The organism is Pseudomonadales bacterium (assembly GCA_024234215.1).
Taxonomy (GTDB): domain Bacteria; phylum Pseudomonadota; class Gammaproteobacteria; order Pseudomonadales; family UBA5862; genus JACKOQ01.
The window spans coordinates 202,249-218,195 of record JACKOQ010000003.1; the positions used below are offsets into that span (position 1 = coordinate 202,249).

Genomic DNA, 15,947 nt, shown 5'->3' on the forward strand with positions numbered 1-15,947 from the left:
TGACAGGGGTGGAATCTCCGCGAATGGCGCCAGAAGCAGCGCAGTCAACCAGCAGGACGGCGCCATCCGCCGGGGTTCACAGAATTTCAGTTCAACGTCAATGAGGAGGCCAACATGAGCCTGACCGTCGAGCAAACCAAGGCACGCAACAAAGAGCTGATCGATGAGGTGCTCAAGGTCTATCCGGACAAGACCGTCAAGAAGCGCGCCAAACACCTCAACACCTTCGAAGAGGGTAAAACCGACTGCGGCGTCAAGTCGAACATCAAGTCGGTCCCCGGCGTCATGACCATTCGTGGCTGTGCCTATGCCGGCTCCAAGGGTGTGGTGTGGGGGCCGATCAAGGACATGATCCACATCTCCCACGGCCCGGTCGGCTGCGGCCAGTACTCCTGGGCCGCGCGGCGCAACTACTACATCGGCACCACCGGCGTGGACACCTTCGTGACCATGCAGTTCACGTCGGACTTCCAGGAGAAGGACATCGTCTTCGGCGGCGACAAGAAGCTGGAGAAGATCATGGATGAGATCGAGGATCTGTTTCCGCTCAACAAGGGCATCACCGTACAGTCGGAATGTCCGATCGGCCTGATCGGCGACGACATCGAGGCGGTGTCGAAGAAAAAATCGAAGGAGTTTGGCGGCAAGACCATCGTGCCGGTGCGTTGTGAGGGCTTTCGCGGCGTCTCCCAGTCGCTGGGCCACCACATCGCCAATGACACCATCCGCGACTGGGTGTTCGACAAGGTCGACCCCGATGCCCCCGCCAGATTCGAATCCAGCCCCTACGATGTCGCCATCATCGGCGACTACAACATCGGCGGCGATGCCTGGTCGTCGCGCATCCTGCTCGAAGAGATGGGCCTGCGGGTGATCGCACAGTGGTCGGGCGACGGCTCGATCGCCGAACTCGAAGCGACCCCCAAGGCCAAGCTCAACGTGCTGCACTGCTACCGATCGATGAACTACATCAGCCGGCACATGGAAGAGAAGTACGGCATCCCCTGGGTGGAGTACAACTTCTTCGGCCCCTCCAAGATCGCCGCCTCCCTGCGCGAGATCGCCGGCCACTTCGACGACACAATCAAGGAGGGCGCCGAGCGCGTCATCGCCAAATACCAGCCGCTGATGCAGGCGGTGATCGACAAATACCGCCCACGCCTGGAAGGCAAGACGGTGATGCTCTATGTCGGCGGGCTGCGGCCGCGCCACGTCATCGGCGCCTATGAAGACCTCGGCATGGAGATCGTCGGCACCGGCTACGAATTTGGCCACAACGACGACTACCAGCGCACCACCCACTATGTGAAGGATGGCACGCTGATCTATGACGACGTCACTGGCTACGAATTCGAACAGTTCGTCGAAAAGATCCAGCCCGACCTGGTCGGCGCCGGCATCAAGGAGAAGTATGTGTTCCAGAAGATGGGCGTCCCGTTCCGGCAGATGCACTCCTGGGACTACTCCGGTCCATACCACGGCTATGACGGCTTCGCCATCTTTGCCCGCGACATGGACATGGCGATCAACAACCCGGTGTGGGGCATGACCCAGACGCCCTGGAAATGAACCCAAGCCCACAGCTCGATGCCCGGGTCACGGCCCCCGCCTGACCCGGACACGCCACAGGAGAGCCAGCATGAGCCAGAACTCAGAAGCCGTACTTGACCATTTCAACCTGTTCCGTGGCCCGGAATACAAGGAGATGTTCAAGAACAAGAAGCAGAACTTCGAGAACCCCCATCCGGATGAAAGGATCGATGGGGTGATCGAATGGACCAAGACCTGGGAATACCGCGAAAAGAACTTTGCCCGCGAGGCCCTCACCGTCAACCCGGCCAAGGCCTGCCAGCCACTCGGCGCGGTGTTCGTTGCGGTCGGCTTCGAGGGCACGCTGCCGTTCGTGCATGGCTCGCAGGGCTGCGTCGCCTACTACCGCAGCCACTTCAGCCGCCACTTCAAGGAGCCGAGCTCCTGCGTCTCCTCCAGCATGACCGAAGATGCGGCGGTGTTCGGCGGCCTCAACAACATGATCGAAGGCCTGGCCAACGCCTACAACCTCTACCAGCCGAAGATGATCGCCGTCTCCACCACCTGCATGGCCGAGGTGATTGGCGATGACCTCAACGGCTTCATCCAGAACGCCAAGGAGAAGGGCTCGGTACCGATGGATTTCGACGTGCCCTACGCCCACACCCCAGCCTTCGTCGGCAGCCACATCACCGGCTACGACAATGCGCTGAAGGGCGTTCTGCAGCACTTCTGGGACGGCAAACCTCGCGCCGCCAACGAAAAAATCAACTTCGTCGGTGGCTTCGACGGCTACACCGTCGGCAACCAGCGGGAGATTCGCCGCATCTTCGATCTGATGGGCATCGACTACACGATGCTCTGCGACCCCTCCGACGTCTGGGACACCCCCACCGACGGCCAATTCCGCATGTATGACGGCGGCACCACGCTGGCCGACACCGCTGCGGCGCTGAATGCCAGGGCCACCCTGTCGATGCAGGAATTCTGCACCCCGAAAACCCTCGAATACTGTGCCGAACAGGGACAGGAGGTGACCGCCTTCAACCACCCGGTGGGGGTGGCCGCCACCGACCGCTTTCTGATGGAGCTCTCCCGACTCACCGGCAAACCGATTCCGGAAGCACTGGCGAAGGAGCGCGGCCGGCTGGTCGATGCCATCGCCGACTCCACCGCCCACCTGCATGGCAAGAAGTTCGCACTCTATGGCGATCCCGACCTCTGCCTGGGGCTGACCGGCTTTCTGCTGGAGCTGGGCGCCGAGCCGCTGCATGTACTCTCGACCAACGGCGGCAAGGAGTGGCTGGAGCGGATGCAGACGCTGTTCGACGGCTCGCCCTTCGGCAAAGGCTGCCACGCCTACGCCGGCAAGGACCTGTGGCACATGCGCTCGCTGCTGTTCACCGAGCCGGTCGACTTCCTGATCGGCAACACCTACGGCAAGTACCTGGAGCGCGACACCGGCACCCCGCTGATCCGCATCGGCTTCCCGATATTCGACCGCCACCACCACCACCGCTACCCGGTATGGGGCTACCAGGGTGGGCTGAACGTGCTGGTGCGAATTCTCGACAAGGTCTTTGACGAAATGGACAAGAACACCAACATTCCAGCCAAGAGCGACTACAGCTACGACATCATTCGCTGATCGTCGCGCCGAGCGCAACGCCGGCCGCGGGAATGCCCTTCCCGCGGCCGGTTTTTTTGGGGGAATGGGTTTTGAACCGGCTGCACAGCCAACGAGCGCCGATGCCACCGTTGAGAGGCGGCGCAGCAAAACCCGCGCCTCGGCGCGAAAGCGGACGAGATCGGTGCCGGCCGTTAAAGCAGACTAGCCGCGCGGTTTCTCTGAACTGGAGTAATGGCTGAAATGCCCCTCGCGCGCCGCCTGGCGACGGGCGCTGGCAATGATCTCCCTGGATTTGCCCGGTGCGGCTGGCGCGGACAGCATTTTTACAAGGTGCTGCCCGCCACAGTGCGGGCACAGCGGCGGGTCACTGCGCACCAGCAATTCAAAGGTCTGGCCACAGCTCTCGCAGCGGAAGTCGAAGATGGGCATGGCATCGCCACTCGCAACGCCGGCACGGCGCCGGCTTCTGGTGCAGTGCAAGAACGATACCTGCTCCCAATCGATTGATTTGCATGGGCTGACGGTTGTCGAATCAGCGGCGGATGTCGTGTTTGTCCGCTTCCGGACAGGGGTGATCGCGTGAGTTGGGCGCACAGTAGGGATCAATCCCTTCCTGGTCGGAGGCATGTCCCGCTTGCCGGAGTTGCGGGCGGAGCAGTGGCACGCCGCACAATGCCGGCGCCGCGTCCGGTGATATGGAAAGGCGCGCGCGACGGCATCGAGCCAGCGCATCCTGATCCTGGGCGGGTGTTCTCGGGGTCGGCTCAGGCGGCCCACTGCGATGACAGCAGTTCGGCCTGTTCCAACACCGTCTGCGTGGCCCGCTCCTGCTTGTCCGGCGGGTAGCCGTACTTGCGCAGGATGCGTTTGACGATGACGCGCAGTTGCGCGCGCACGTTCTCGCGCAGGGTCCAGTCGATGGTCACGCTGCGGCGCACGGTGGCGACCAGCTCGCGGGCGATGTCGCGCAGCGTCTCGTCGCCGAGCACCTGCACGGCGCTGTCGTTCACCTCGAGCGCGTCGTAGAAGGCGAGTTCGTCGTCCGACAGCTTCAGTGCCTCGCCGCGGGCCTGGGCTTCGCGCATGTCCCGGGCCAGCGCGATCAGCTCCTCGATCACCTGCGCCGCCTCGATCGCGCGGTTCTGGTAGCGGCGGATCGTCTGCTCCAGCATCTCGGCAAACGAGCGCGCCTGCACCAGGTTCCTGCGCCGGCGCGTGGCCAGTTCGCCCCTGAGCAGCTTTTGCAGCAGTTCGACCGCGAGATTGCGCTGCGGCATGCCGCGCACCTCGGCGAGAAAATCGTCGGACAGGATCGAGATGTCGGGCCGGGCGAGCCCCGCCGCGGCGAAGATGTCGATCACCCCCTCGGGCGCCACGGCGCGCGAGATGATGTTCCGCACCGCGTGCTCGATCTCCTCCTCGGGCCGGGCGTCGCCGGGCGCGCGCTTGGCGAGCACGGCCTGCACCGCCTGGAAGAACGCCACGTCGTCGCGGATGCCGAGCGCCGCCTCGTGCGGCACCGCCAGCGCGAAGGCCTGCGACAGCTCGCGCACCGCGCCCAGGCAGCGCTCCTTGCCGCGCTCCTGGATAAGGATGTGTTCCTGCGCGGCCGGCAGCAGGCCGAGCCGCTCTGCCGGCGTGCCGGTGGTCCACTTTGCCCGGTCAAAACCGTGAAAAAGACCGGCGCAGACCTCGTACTTCTCCAGCATCACGGCCACGGCCTCGTCCTGGTCCAGCGCCGTGCGCCCGGTGCCGCCGCTCTCGGTGTACGTCGCCAGCGCGGCCTTCAGCTCCTGCGCCAGGCCCAGGTAGTCCACCACCAGCCCGCCGGGTTTGTCCTTGAACACGCGGTTCACGCGGGCGATCGCCTGCATCAGCCCATGGCCGTGCATCGGCTTGTCGATGTACATGGTGGAGAGGCTCGGCGCGTCGAAGCCGGTGAGCCACATGTCGCGCACGATCACCAGCTTGAACGGATCGTTCGGATCGCGGAAGCGGCTGGCCAGCGCCTCGCGCCGCGGCTTGTTGCGGATGTGCGGCTGCCAGTCGGCCGGGTCCGACGCCGAGCCCGTCATCACCACCTTGAGCGCGCCGTGTTCGTCATCGGCGCAGTCCCACTCTGGCCGCAGCTTCACGATCTCACGGTACAGCGCCACGCAGATGCGCCGGCTCATGCAGACGATCATCGCCTTGCCGTCCAGCGCCTCCAGCCGCTGCTCGAAGTGCTCGACGATGTCGCGGGCCACCAGCGCGAGGCGCTTGTCGGCACCGACCACCGCTTCGAGCTGCGCCCACTTGGTCTTGAGCTTCTCCTTGCGCTCGACCTCCTCGCCCTCGGTGGCCTCCTCGAAACCGGGGTCGATGTTCGGCCGCTCGGAATCAAGGAGCGCCAGCTTTGCCAGCCGGCTCTCATAGTAGATGGGCACCGTGGCACCGTCCTGCACCGCGCGCTGGATGTCGTAGACGCTGATGTAGTCGCCGAACACCGCGCGCGTGTTGGCGTCCGCGAGCTCGATCGGGGTGCCGGTAAAGCCGATGAACGAGGCGTGCGGCAGCGCGTCGCGCATGTGGCGCGCGTAGCCGTCGATGAAGTCGTACTGGCTGCGGTGCGCCTCGTCGGCGATCACCACGATGTTGCGGCGCTCCGAAAGCGTCGGGTGCCGGTCGCCTTTCTCTTCCGGAAAGAACTTGTGGATGGTGGTGAACACCACGCCGCCCGCTTCCACCGCCAGCAGCTCGCGCAGGTGCGCGCGGCTTTCCGCCTGCACCGGCGGCTGGCGCAGCAGATCGCGGCAGCGGGCGAAGGTGGCGAACAGCTGGTCGTCGAGGTCGTTGCGGTCGGTGAGCACCACCAGCGTCGGGTTCTCTAACGCCCTCTCGCGGATGATGCGGCCGGCGTAGAAGGCCATCGTCAGGCTCTTGCCCGAGCCCTGCGTGTGCCACACCACGCCCACGCGCCGGTCGCCCGGCTGGCCGCCCGGCTTGCGGCCGGCCTCGTAGCGACCCTCGGGGTCGGCCACGCCACCGGCCGTGCGGTGCAGCTCCGCAGCGCGCAACGTCTCGGTCACCGCCACCTGCACCGCGTGGAACTGGTGGTAGCCGGCCATCTTCTTCACGATGCGGCCGCCGTCGTCCTCGAACACGATGAAGTCGCGCAGCAGGTCCAGAAAGCGCCGCGGCGCGCACAGACCCTCGATGACGACTTGCAACTCCGGCACATGCGCGCCGGCCAGCGTCTCGCCCGCAATGGTCCGCCAGGGCTTGAACCACTCGCGCCCGGCGCCGAGCGTACCCACGCGCGCCTCGACACCGTCGGACACCGCCAGCAGCGCATTCGGCGCGAACAGCGCCGGCACCTCGGCCTGGTAGGTCTGGAGCTGCTGGAAGGCGCTCCAGATCGTGGCGTTCTCGGCCGCGGCGTTCTTCAATTCCAGCACCGCCACCGGCAGACCGTTGACGAACAGCACCACGTCCGGCCGGCGGCTGTGTTTTTGCTCGACCACGCTGAACTGGTTCACCGCCAGCCAGTCGTTGCCCGCCGGGTCGTCGAAGTCGATCACCTGCGCCTGCGCGCCGCGGATGCTGCCGTCCGCGTCGCGGTATTCCACCGTCACGCCGTCCACCAGCAGGCGGTGCAGCGCGCGGTTGCGCACGATCAGGTCTGCGCCCCCATTTTCCAAACCCGGCCGCGTCAGCTTGCGGAACGCATCGTCCAGCGCCTCAGCCGGCAGCGCCGGGTTCAGCCGCGCCAGCGCATCGCGCAGGCGCCGGGCCAGCACCACCTGCCCGTAGTCGTCGCGCTCGGCCGCGGGTTCGCCGGGGGCGATCTCGGCGCCGTTGCGGACTTGCCAGCCAGCCGCTTCCAGCCACGCCAGCGCGGCCTGCTCGACGACGGATTCGGTGAAGGCACTCATCTGCCCGGTGCCGCCAGCATGTTTTCGATCAGGCGGATCATCACGTCCTTGTTCTGGGCGTCCGATTCAGCCACCAGCAGCGCCAGCGCCGCCAGCCCCACGTCGTTGATGACCGGCTCGCCGCCGCGCAGCAGGCGGCCGTTGCGGGCGAGAAAATCCACGAACAGGAACGCGCCCATGCGCTTGTTGCCATCCGAAAACGGGTGGTTCTTGATGACGAAATAGAGCAGGTGCGCGGCCTTGGTCTCGACGGTCGGATAGGCGGGCTCGCCGAACACCGTCTGTTCCAGATTGCCCAGGAGGGCGGCGAAGGCGTCCCCGCGCTCGCGCCCGAACAGCTCGGATGCCTCGCCGCGGGCCATCAGATCGGCTTTCAGCCGCGCGATGGCGGCGCGAGCTTCCTCCGGCGTCGGCAACTCCCCGCCCGGGCTGCCGGGCGGGGTGGTCAGCAAGCCTTCGTCATAGCGTTGCAGCCACAGGAAGGTCTGCGTGTAGCGGGCGATCACCTCCACCAGCCCGCGCCCCTGGTCCGTGGTGAGTGCCTCGCCCGCGGCAGCCTTTTTCACCCGTTGCAGCGCGGTTTCCAGCTCCGCGGCGTTGCGCGCGAAGCGCTCCCGGTCCAGCGAAAACCCTTGCGTCAGGTGCTCGCGCAGCACGCCGGTCGCCCACTGGCGAAAGCGCACACCGCGTCTGGAGTTGACGCGGTAGCCGACCGAGATGATGGCGTCGAGGTTGTAGTGCTTGAGGCTGCGGCGGACCTGCCGCTTACCCTCGGTTTGAACTACTAAGAAATCCTTAGCAGTTGCTGGCTCGTCCAATTCGCCTTCCGCAAAGATGTTTTTCAGGTGCATCAGCACGTTCTCGGGCGTGGTCTCGAACAGTTCGGCCATCTGCCGCTGCGTCAGCCAGACCGTCTCCCGCTCCAGCCGCACATCCACCCGCGCCGAGCCGTCGGCCGCCTCGTAGACCAGCACTTCGCCGCCGGGGGTGGCGTCCGGGGTACTCATCCAGGAATTCCTCGTCGCGCAAGCCGCCCGTCGCTGCGGTTCCGAGCAGTGGACCCGATGAACGTGCTCACGGCCCCACCCAATGCGCCACGTCGCGAACCAGAAACTCGTCCACGGGTATGCCGTCGCCGCCGACCAGCAGCTTGCGCTGCGGTTTGAAGGCGGCGGCGAACGCCGCCATGCCCGGCAGGGCTTCCGCGGCACGGCCGCTTTTCACCTCGATGGCGGTCAGCCTTCGCCCGGCGCGCACCACGAAATCCACCTCTCGGTTGCGCTCGCGCCAGTAAAACAACTCACACCCGCCGGCCGCCGCGGCGTTGGCCAGATGCGCGCCGACGGCGGACTCCACCAGCCGCCCCCAATACTCGCGGTCGGCGCGCGCTTCGTCGAAGGTGTAACCGGCCAGCGCCGACAGCAGCGCGGTGTCGAGCACCTGCAACTTCGGGCTCGACGCGCGCATGCGCACCGCCGCGCCCGCGAACTTGGGCAGCCCGGCCAGCATGCCCGCGCCCGCCAGCAGATCGAGGTAATGCGCGAGCGTCGTCGTATTACCCGCGTCCTGAAGCTGGCCGACCATCTTGGTGTAGGAAAGAATCTGCCCGGAGTAGCGGCAGCCGAGTTCGAACAGGCGGCGCAGCAGCGCCGGCTTGTCCACGCGGCTGAGCAGCAATACGTCGCGCGCGAGCGTGGTCTCGATCAGCGCGTCACGCACGTAACGCACCCAGCGCCCATGATCCTCCGCCAGCGCCGCCGCGCCCGGATAACCGCCGTAGAAGATGCTCTGCTCCACCGTCCAGCCGAACGCCGTGCGCATCTCCGCCGCCGACCAGTGCGGCAGGTACAGCACCTCGAAGCGCCCCGCGAGGCTCTCGGACAGACCGCGCTGGATCAGCAGCGGCGCCGAACCCAGCACCACCACCTTGAGCGGCCGCCGCTTGCGGGTGTCCTCGTCCCACAGCCGCTTCACGGCCTCAGACCAGCCGCCGATCTTCTGCACCTCGTCGAGCACCAGCACGGCGCCGTCCGCATCCGCCATCAGCCGCGCCGCTTCCCACTGCTGCGCGATCCACTCCGCCCCGCGCAACGTCGGCTCGTCGGCACTGGCGAATTGCACCGGCAGCCGCACCTGCTCGACCACCTGCTGCACCAGCGTGGTCTTGCCCACCTGACGCGGCCCGGCGACCACCTGGACGAAGCGGCGCGGCTCCGCGAGGCGGCGAGCGAGGACGGCGGCTTGCGGGCGCTGATAGGTCATTACAAATTACTCAATATTTCGTGCAATATTACTCATGATGCCGGGTATGTCCAGGTTCGCTGCCCACCGCACATCCATCCCAGCCGAGTCGTCGGCCGCTTCGTAGACCAACACCTCGCCACCGGGGACTGCGCCAAGCGTGTTCATGAGTAGTATCCCTCCGTAACCTTGGAGAGAAACAGCTCCACTTCGCTCAACGGGATAACGGGAGAAAGTCCATCACGCATTGAAATGTCCACGATCTTGGTTGCGTCTATGGCCGCCTTTAACTCTGCGGACGAAATCCAGTCATTGTTCCAAAGTCGATCGGCAGTACCAGCCACGACTTTGCAGATCGTTTCTGCGTAGTCAATGCTTTTATCAATCGGCAATGTCATCCTCTGTAGCCAGATTTGCATGTGTCCTGTATTGGGTATTTGATCGAATTTTTTTCTAATACGATCAGCAATGGAAAGCCTGTCATTGTCGCTTTCAACAAAGCTAAACAGCTTGCTGATAATCGCTGTGCATATGGCGTATGTCCTTGGGTTGCAGTACGCAATATCGGCCACTATAGCGATCAGAGGCATGGGATTTTCTATGATTGATGAAATTCTGGAAATCCGCTTGTGATAAGCATTCAGTGCAATTACAAGACTTCCCGCGTTGGGGAAGTTGGAAGCATGATCATGAATAACCAGAAGATGCTTCTGGAGACTTTTGTCAGACTGCTTTCTCGCCATCCATGCCCGCTTGTCGCTCTTGATCGAGGAACGCACAATGCCATTGCTGGACTTGGTTTTTGTTGCGCTAAGCTTTAATCCTAGCCCCGTCGTCGTTTCGGTGATCAATTTCACGATCGCATCACCGACCTGTGGGCTGTTGACGAAAACACGATAGTCATCTCGGTAGCGCAATATCTGGAAATCCGAAAATCCCTTGCTATCAAGGCGCTCGGACAACTCAAGGTCCGCCAGGCCGAGCACCATCTCAGCAATCAAATCCATCAGAACCGATCCCTGTGGAATTCCATTGGTCTGGCCGTGTCTCATGTCCTGGATGTGCCAATCAATCACATTTCCGATTAATCGAGGATTATTTCTATTTTCCCTTTTTTTCGCCTCAAGCTTCGTATGCAGCGCCCATGCAATTGAGTGAGTGTATATTGCGCCATAACAGTCCGTGATATCGGTTTCAATCAAGTAGTCGTAGTCAAGTGACAGTTCTACGGATCGTTGCTCGACCTCGTGCCACCAGTGCGAAACCTGTTCCGCGCGATCCTTTTCCTTGGAGGACGACACTATGGGGAAGCTCAGGCACCGAATCCTGGTATCGGCCGAGAACTGATTGAAACGATCGAGAATCAATTTCCAATTACATTCCTCGGTAATTGCGTTAACCAGCGACACGTATAAGGCGGGATGAATCAGCTGGAATGGACGCCATGAGTATTTGCCGTCCTTGTTATGAAGAATGGTGTAATTGACGTCATCATAATCTCGCGGGCTGGAAAGCCTCTGATCCGATAGTTTGTGTCCCTCAAGCACCCGATGAACATCGCTGATCAACTCCCCAAAAGCGATATACGGAGGTAGATCGAGGGAGCAATAGCTTTCTGGCTTTAGCAGAAATTTACGTGCTTCCTCGTGCCCTAGATCGCGAATGGATTGCCTGCTGGAATCCCCAGGCGGATTGGCGTGTGCCTTCATGCGCCCTGGACCACGAAGCGTTTGGGGTCTTGCGCCCGCAGCTCGCCGGAGATGAGCTTGGGTAGCAGCGCGTCACGCAGGGCGGCAAGCGTGCGGGACTCGCGGACGGCTGCGCTGGCCCGTGCGAATCTTGGCTTGACGGCACGGCCGAATGCCTCAGCTATCGGTCTCGGCGGCACTGCCACGCGGAAGTGCGTGAGTGATTCCGCCGGCACCCGCTGGCGGCCGCTGGTGCCCGTCATGCTCTGGATCGCGAACTCTCGGAACTCCGCGCTGCGGGCGAGGCAGTAAGCGTATTCCTCCGGCAGTGGTGCCTTCGGGTGCAAGACGATGTACTCGGTCGATCCCCAGCCCACCTGGCCATCTTCGAGGAAGTCGACGAACGCTGTCTTCCCGTTCTCAAGGCAGGGTGTGATCCGCGCAACAAGCGTGTCGCCGTTGATGAAACGCATCCCTGATCCGAACTTACGGTCGATCACTTCGTCGGCCGAGTGTCCATTCGTCGGCATATTCGCCATGTCGAGATAAGGCGCCGAGACACCCTTTCGGAGTGCGCGCGTCGGGTTGACGTCGGCGACCTCAGGCAGCGACGCAACGTCCCACCCCTCCGGAATCTCGCCGAGTTCGGAGTCGACGAGGCGGGCGGGAAAGAGGTCGGCGAGGGCTTGGGGCAGGCCGGGGTCGCGGCCTTCCATCTTGGCGCGGACGGGGTCGAAGTCCACGAACCACGACTTGAACAGCGCCCGCGCCATCGCCTCCAGCGTCGCGCTCATCCGCCGGTTCAGCTCGATCTTGTCGTCCAGCGTGCCGAGGATGTGGGCGATGGCGCGTTGTTCTGCCGGCGGCGGCACATCGACATCGAGCATGTAGACGGCGGCGCGAGTGGTCGAGGGAATCGGTGAACCGTCGTCCACTTCGCCGAGTTTGTAATGCTTGATTGCGTAGTAGAGCCACCGCATGTCGAGCTCGGTCTTCGGCACGACGTAGTAGGCGGTGTCGATGACGAAGAAAGGTTCGCGCGAGTACTCGACCCCGCGATAGGCTCCCTTTCGCCCGAGGATCACACCGGGACCAGCAGCAAGTGGCTCTGAAGTCCAACCGATTGCGCCGTTGGATCCGAAAACGCGATACCGACCCTCGGTCTGGTCATGGCCGCGAAGCGCCTTCCCGTACTCCAAGGAGATCTCGTCGCCCCACGTCGAAGCTCTCCACTCACCCGCCATACCCAAGCTCCTGCAAATTGGCGGCCATCGCGGCATCGAGTCGCAAAGCCTCGGCCTGCTGCTCGCGCAGCGTTACCGCGCCTGCCGCCTCGCTCATGCTGTCTCCTCCCCCGTCTCCTCGAACAACCGCAGATAGGGCTCGAACCGAAACCGCCGGTTGCGCGCGTAGCCGGTGATTTCGCGCAAGAGACCGATGCCTTCGAGCCGGTTCACGATCTGGTTGGCGCCGGCTGGCGTGAGGCCGAGCCAATCGCGCACGACGGCGACAGAGACGATGGGATGGTCGAAGAGGCGATCCATCACCCGCTGGCCGTTGGCGGCGGCGCGCCCGAGGTGTTCGGTGATGCGGGCGCGGTAGTCCTCGCGCATGCGCAGGATGGCGGCGGCGGTGTGGGTGGCCTGCCGGCTGACTTCGATGACCCCTTCGAGAAAGAAGGCGAGCCAGCCCTCCCAGTCCCCGCTGTCGCGCACGGCTTGCAGCCGTTCGTAGTATTCGCTGCGGTGTTGCTTGAAGTAGTGGGAGAGAAAGAGCACGGGTTTCGTGAGCAACCGTTTTTCGGTGAGCAGGAAGGCGATCAGCAAGCGGCCGACGCGGCCATTGCCGTCGAGAAAGGGGTGGATGGTCTCGAACTGGACGTGGGCCAAGCCCACCTGCACCAGCGGCGGCAGCCCACCGTCGTGCAGGAAGCGCTCCAAATCTGCCAGCGTCTGCGGCACCTCATGGGGCGGCGGCGGCACGAAGGTGGCGGTAGCCGGCGTGCAGCCGGCGGGGCCGATCCAGTTCTGGCTGGTGCGCAGATCGCCGGGCGTGAGGCGTCCGCCGCGCACGCCACGCATCAGCTCGGCATGGATTTCGCGGATCAGGCGCACGGAGACGGGCAGGTCAGCCAGTCGCGCCAGGCCGTGGTTCATCGCCCGCACGTAATTGGCGACCTCGGCGACGTCCTTGGGCGTGTCTGGATCGAACAGTTGCGCCTCCGCTGCCAGCAGGTTTTGCAACGAAGACTGGGTGCCCTCGATCTGGCTGGAGAGCACGGCCTCCTTGCGCACGTACATGAACACGAAGAGGTCTGGGTTGGGCAGTGTGAGCACCGCGCCATCGAGGCGGCCCAAGGCGTAGTCGGCAGCGGAGAGTTTGTCGCGCAAAGTCCCTGTGAGGTCGAGCGGCGGGTCGGGCGGCAGCGGCGCCGGGATGAAGGCGCGGTAGCCCGTGGGCTGGCGGATGTACCGCCCGGCGCGAGCAGCCATGTTTTCACTTGCGTTGTTCACGGTGACTTACGCGCTCTTTGTTAAACTCTGTGTTTATTATGGGAGCGGGAAGAACGCATCGTCAACGCAGCGCTCCAAACCCCAACTCCTGCAGATTGGCGGCAATGGCAGCATCGAGCCTCAACGCCTCGGCCTGCTGCTCGCGCAGCGTCGCCGTGAGGCGCTTCATCTTTTCCTCGAACGGCTCACCGTCGTCCGCCTGCGCCTCGGCGCCGACGTAACGGCCGGGCGTGAGCACGTGGCCGTGCTTGCGTACTTCCGCAAGCTCCGCGCTCCTGCAGAAGCCGGGCACGTCGGCGTACTCGCCGGCCTCCGGCTCGCCGCGCCAGGCGTGGTAGGTGTCGGCGATGCGCGCGACGTCCTCGTCGGTGAGTTCGCGGTGGGTGCGGTCCACCATGCGGCCCAGCTTGCGCGCGTCGATGAACAAGATGTGGCCGCGGCGGTCGCGGAACCTGCCGTTCCTGCGGTCGCGCGCCAGGAACCACAGGCACGCGGGTATCTGCGTCGAGTAGAAGAGTTGGCCGGGCAGGGCGACCATGCAGTCCACCAGGTCGGCCTCGATCAGATTCTTGCGGATCTCGCCTTCGCCCGATTGGTTGCTCGACATCGAGCCGTTCGCCAGCACGAAGCCGGCCACGCCGGCGGGCGCGAGGTGGTGGACGATGTGCTGCACCCAGGCGAAGTTGGCGTTGCCGGCCGGCGGCACACCGTACTGCCAGCGCTTGTCGTCGCGCAGGCGCTCGCCGCCCCAGTCGGAGATGTTGAACGGCGGGTTGGCGAGGATGTAGTCGGCCTTGAGGTCCGGGTGGCGGTCTTGGTGGAAGGTGTCGCCGTGGGCGATCTGGCCCGAGTCGATGCCGCGGATGGCGAGGTTCATGCGCGCCAGGCGCCAGGTGGTGTAGTTGCTCTCCTGGCCGTAGATGGAGATGTCGGCGCGGGCCTTGCCCCCGTTGCCATTGCCGTTGGCGTGCGCGCGGATGAACTCCACCGACTGCACGAACATGCCGGACGAGCCGCAGCAGGGGTCGTACACCCTGCCACGGTACGGTTCGAGCATCTCGACCAGCAGCTTTACCACGCAGCGCGGCGTGTAGAACTCGCCGCCCTTCTTGCCTTCGGCGCTCGCGAACTGCGACAGGAAGTATTCGTAGACGCGGCCGAGCACGTCCTTGGCGCGGCTGGCCTCGTCGCCGACCCGGATGTTGCTGATCAGGTCGATGAGCTGGCCGAGGCGCTGCTTGTCGAGTGCGGGGCGGGCGTAGTCCTTGGGCAGCACGCCCTTCAAGGCCGGGTTGTCGCGCTCGATGCCGGCCATGGCGTCGTCCACGATCTGGCCGATGCCGGGCTGCCGGGCCAGCGCCTTCAGGTGCGCCCAGCGCGCCTCGACCGGCACCCAGAAGATGCTCGCCGCGCGGTACTCGTCCGGGTCTTCCGGGTCGGCGCCCTGCGCCTGCTCGGCGACCAGCCGGGCGTGCTGCTCCTCGAAGGCGTCGGAGATGTACTTGAGAAAGATGAGCCCGAGCACCACGTGCTTGTACTCGGCGGCGTCCATGCTGCCGCGCAGCGCATCGGCCATCTGCCAGAGCTGGGCTTCGTAGCCGAGCAGGGCGGCGGGGTTGGTCTTCCTGGGGCCTCGTGCCATGGCGTGCGTGTTCTCGAAAGATCAGTGTCGCGGGCCTTCATTGTCCCGTTTTGACTCCAGTTCGGAAAGGTCAAGGCCATGCACGCTCCAGCGCACGCTGCCGGCATGTGGCATGCTTCGTGCCGCCTGCATGGGACAGGCACGCCGATGGCGCGGTGGCGGTGATCCGGCTGCCCGGCATGGATGCGGAGCGTCCCGGTGCCGGAAGTGAACAGAGACTGAACGGAGGATGAGCCATGACGAATGCCGGAACGGCGGTGTCGATGTACGAGCGCATCGGCGGCGCGCCGACCATCGAGCGGCTGGTGGAATCTTTTTACGTGCGCATGGACACACTGCCCGAGGCGCGGACGATCCGCGCCATGCATGCGGCCGATCTCGCGCCGGTGAAGGAGGTGCTGCGGCGCTATCTGGGCGAGTGGATGGGCGGGCCGAAGCGCTATTCGGCCGAGCGCGGCCATCCGCGGCTGCGCCAGCGCCACCTGGGCTTTCCCATCGGCAACGATGAGCGCGACGCCTGGCTGCTGTGCATGCGTGGCGCACTCGATGAAACCGTGGCCGATCGCGAGGCGTGCGAGGAGATTTACCGCCTGTTCGCCCACTTGGCCGACTGGATGCGCAACCAGGAAGGCAACCCCCACGATGCGGGGATGCAGCGGCCCTGATCCGCGGACATGAAGGGGCTGCACTGCGCGCGGAATTGCAGAAGTCCCCGCTTCGACACCGGCTCTCTGTGGCCGATCCGCCATCATCGGTTGATCCGCACTGTGCGACAAAGCCCACAGCGCC

At 64.4% G+C, this 15,947-nt stretch carries 11 protein-coding genes; 3 read left to right on the forward strand and 8 right to left on the reverse strand.

The features are described 5' to 3' along the window. Positions 1-114 precede the first annotated feature (114 nt). Together nifD and nifK are read left to right on the forward strand one after the other, a co-directional pair. Entirely contained in the window at positions 115-1,569 is a 1,455-nt protein-coding gene (gene nifD, locus H7A13_07655) for a nitrogenase molybdenum-iron protein alpha chain (protein MCP5333217.1), read from the forward strand. A gap of 70 nt (positions 1,570-1,639) precedes the next feature. Then, positions 1,640-3,178 carry a nitrogenase molybdenum-iron protein subunit beta gene (gene nifK / locus H7A13_07660; protein MCP5333218.1) on the forward strand — a complete coding sequence of 513 codons (1,539 nt, stop codon included), beginning with the start codon at positions 1,640-1,642 and terminating at the stop codon, positions 3,176-3,178. 183 nt (positions 3,179-3,361) lie between these two features. On the opposite strand, the gene H7A13_07665 is transcribed toward nifK, so the two are convergent. The 8 genes from H7A13_07665 to H7A13_07700 all read right to left on the reverse strand — a co-directional run bounded on the left by H7A13_07665 (position 3,362) and on the right by H7A13_07700 (position 15,158). Then, the gene (locus tag H7A13_07665; GenBank protein ID MCP5333219.1) at positions 3,362-3,589 is read right to left on the reverse strand and encodes a zinc ribbon domain-containing protein; all 228 of its coding nucleotides are present in this window, start codon (positions 3,587-3,589) and stop codon (positions 3,362-3,364) included. Between the two features lie 335 nt (positions 3,590-3,924). After that, positions 3,925-7,074 carry a type I restriction endonuclease subunit R gene (locus tag H7A13_07670; GenBank protein ID MCP5333220.1) on the reverse strand — a complete coding sequence of 1,050 codons (3,150 nt, stop codon included), beginning with the start codon at positions 7,072-7,074 and terminating at the stop codon, positions 3,925-3,927. Continuing rightward, positions 7,071-8,081: a virulence protein RhuM/Fic/DOC family protein gene (locus H7A13_07675; GenBank protein MCP5333221.1), complete on the reverse strand. Its 1,011-nt coding sequence runs from the start codon at positions 8,079-8,081 to the stop codon at positions 7,071-7,073. The genes H7A13_07670 and H7A13_07675 overlap by 4 nt, the downstream gene beginning before the upstream one ends. A gap of 67 nt (positions 8,082-8,148) precedes the next feature. Further along, a complete protein-coding gene (locus H7A13_07680; protein ID MCP5333222.1) occupies positions 8,149-9,336 on the reverse strand; it encodes an ATP-binding protein in 1,188 nt (395 codons plus the stop codon). A 143-nt stretch (positions 9,337-9,479) separates the two neighbouring features. Next, a complete protein-coding gene (locus H7A13_07685; GenBank protein ID MCP5333223.1) occupies positions 9,480-11,024 on the reverse strand; it encodes an RNA-directed DNA polymerase in 1,545 nt (514 codons plus the stop codon). Next, positions 11,021-12,247: a restriction endonuclease subunit S gene (locus H7A13_07690; protein ID MCP5333224.1), complete on the reverse strand. Its 1,227-nt coding sequence runs from the start codon at positions 12,245-12,247 to the stop codon at positions 11,021-11,023. Before H7A13_07690 ends, H7A13_07685 begins: the two co-directional genes overlap by 4 nt. Before the next feature lie 93 nt (positions 12,248-12,340). Continuing rightward, positions 12,341-13,495, reverse strand: coding sequence for a Fic family protein (locus H7A13_07695; GenBank protein MCP5333225.1), 1,155 nt, complete (start codon positions 13,493-13,495; stop codon positions 12,341-12,343). A gap of 82 nt (positions 13,496-13,577) precedes the next feature. Next, on the reverse strand, positions 13,578-15,158 hold the full coding sequence (locus tag H7A13_07700) for an SAM-dependent DNA methyltransferase (GenBank protein MCP5333226.1): 1,581 nt from the start codon (positions 15,156-15,158) through the stop codon (positions 13,578-13,580). Between the two features lie 236 nt (positions 15,159-15,394). Here H7A13_07700 and H7A13_07705 point away from each other — a divergent pair, with 236 nt between their 5' ends. Continuing rightward, positions 15,395-15,823: a group II truncated hemoglobin gene (locus H7A13_07705; GenBank protein MCP5333227.1), complete on the forward strand. Its 429-nt coding sequence runs from the start codon at positions 15,395-15,397 to the stop codon at positions 15,821-15,823. Positions 15,824-15,947 lie beyond the last annotated feature (124 nt).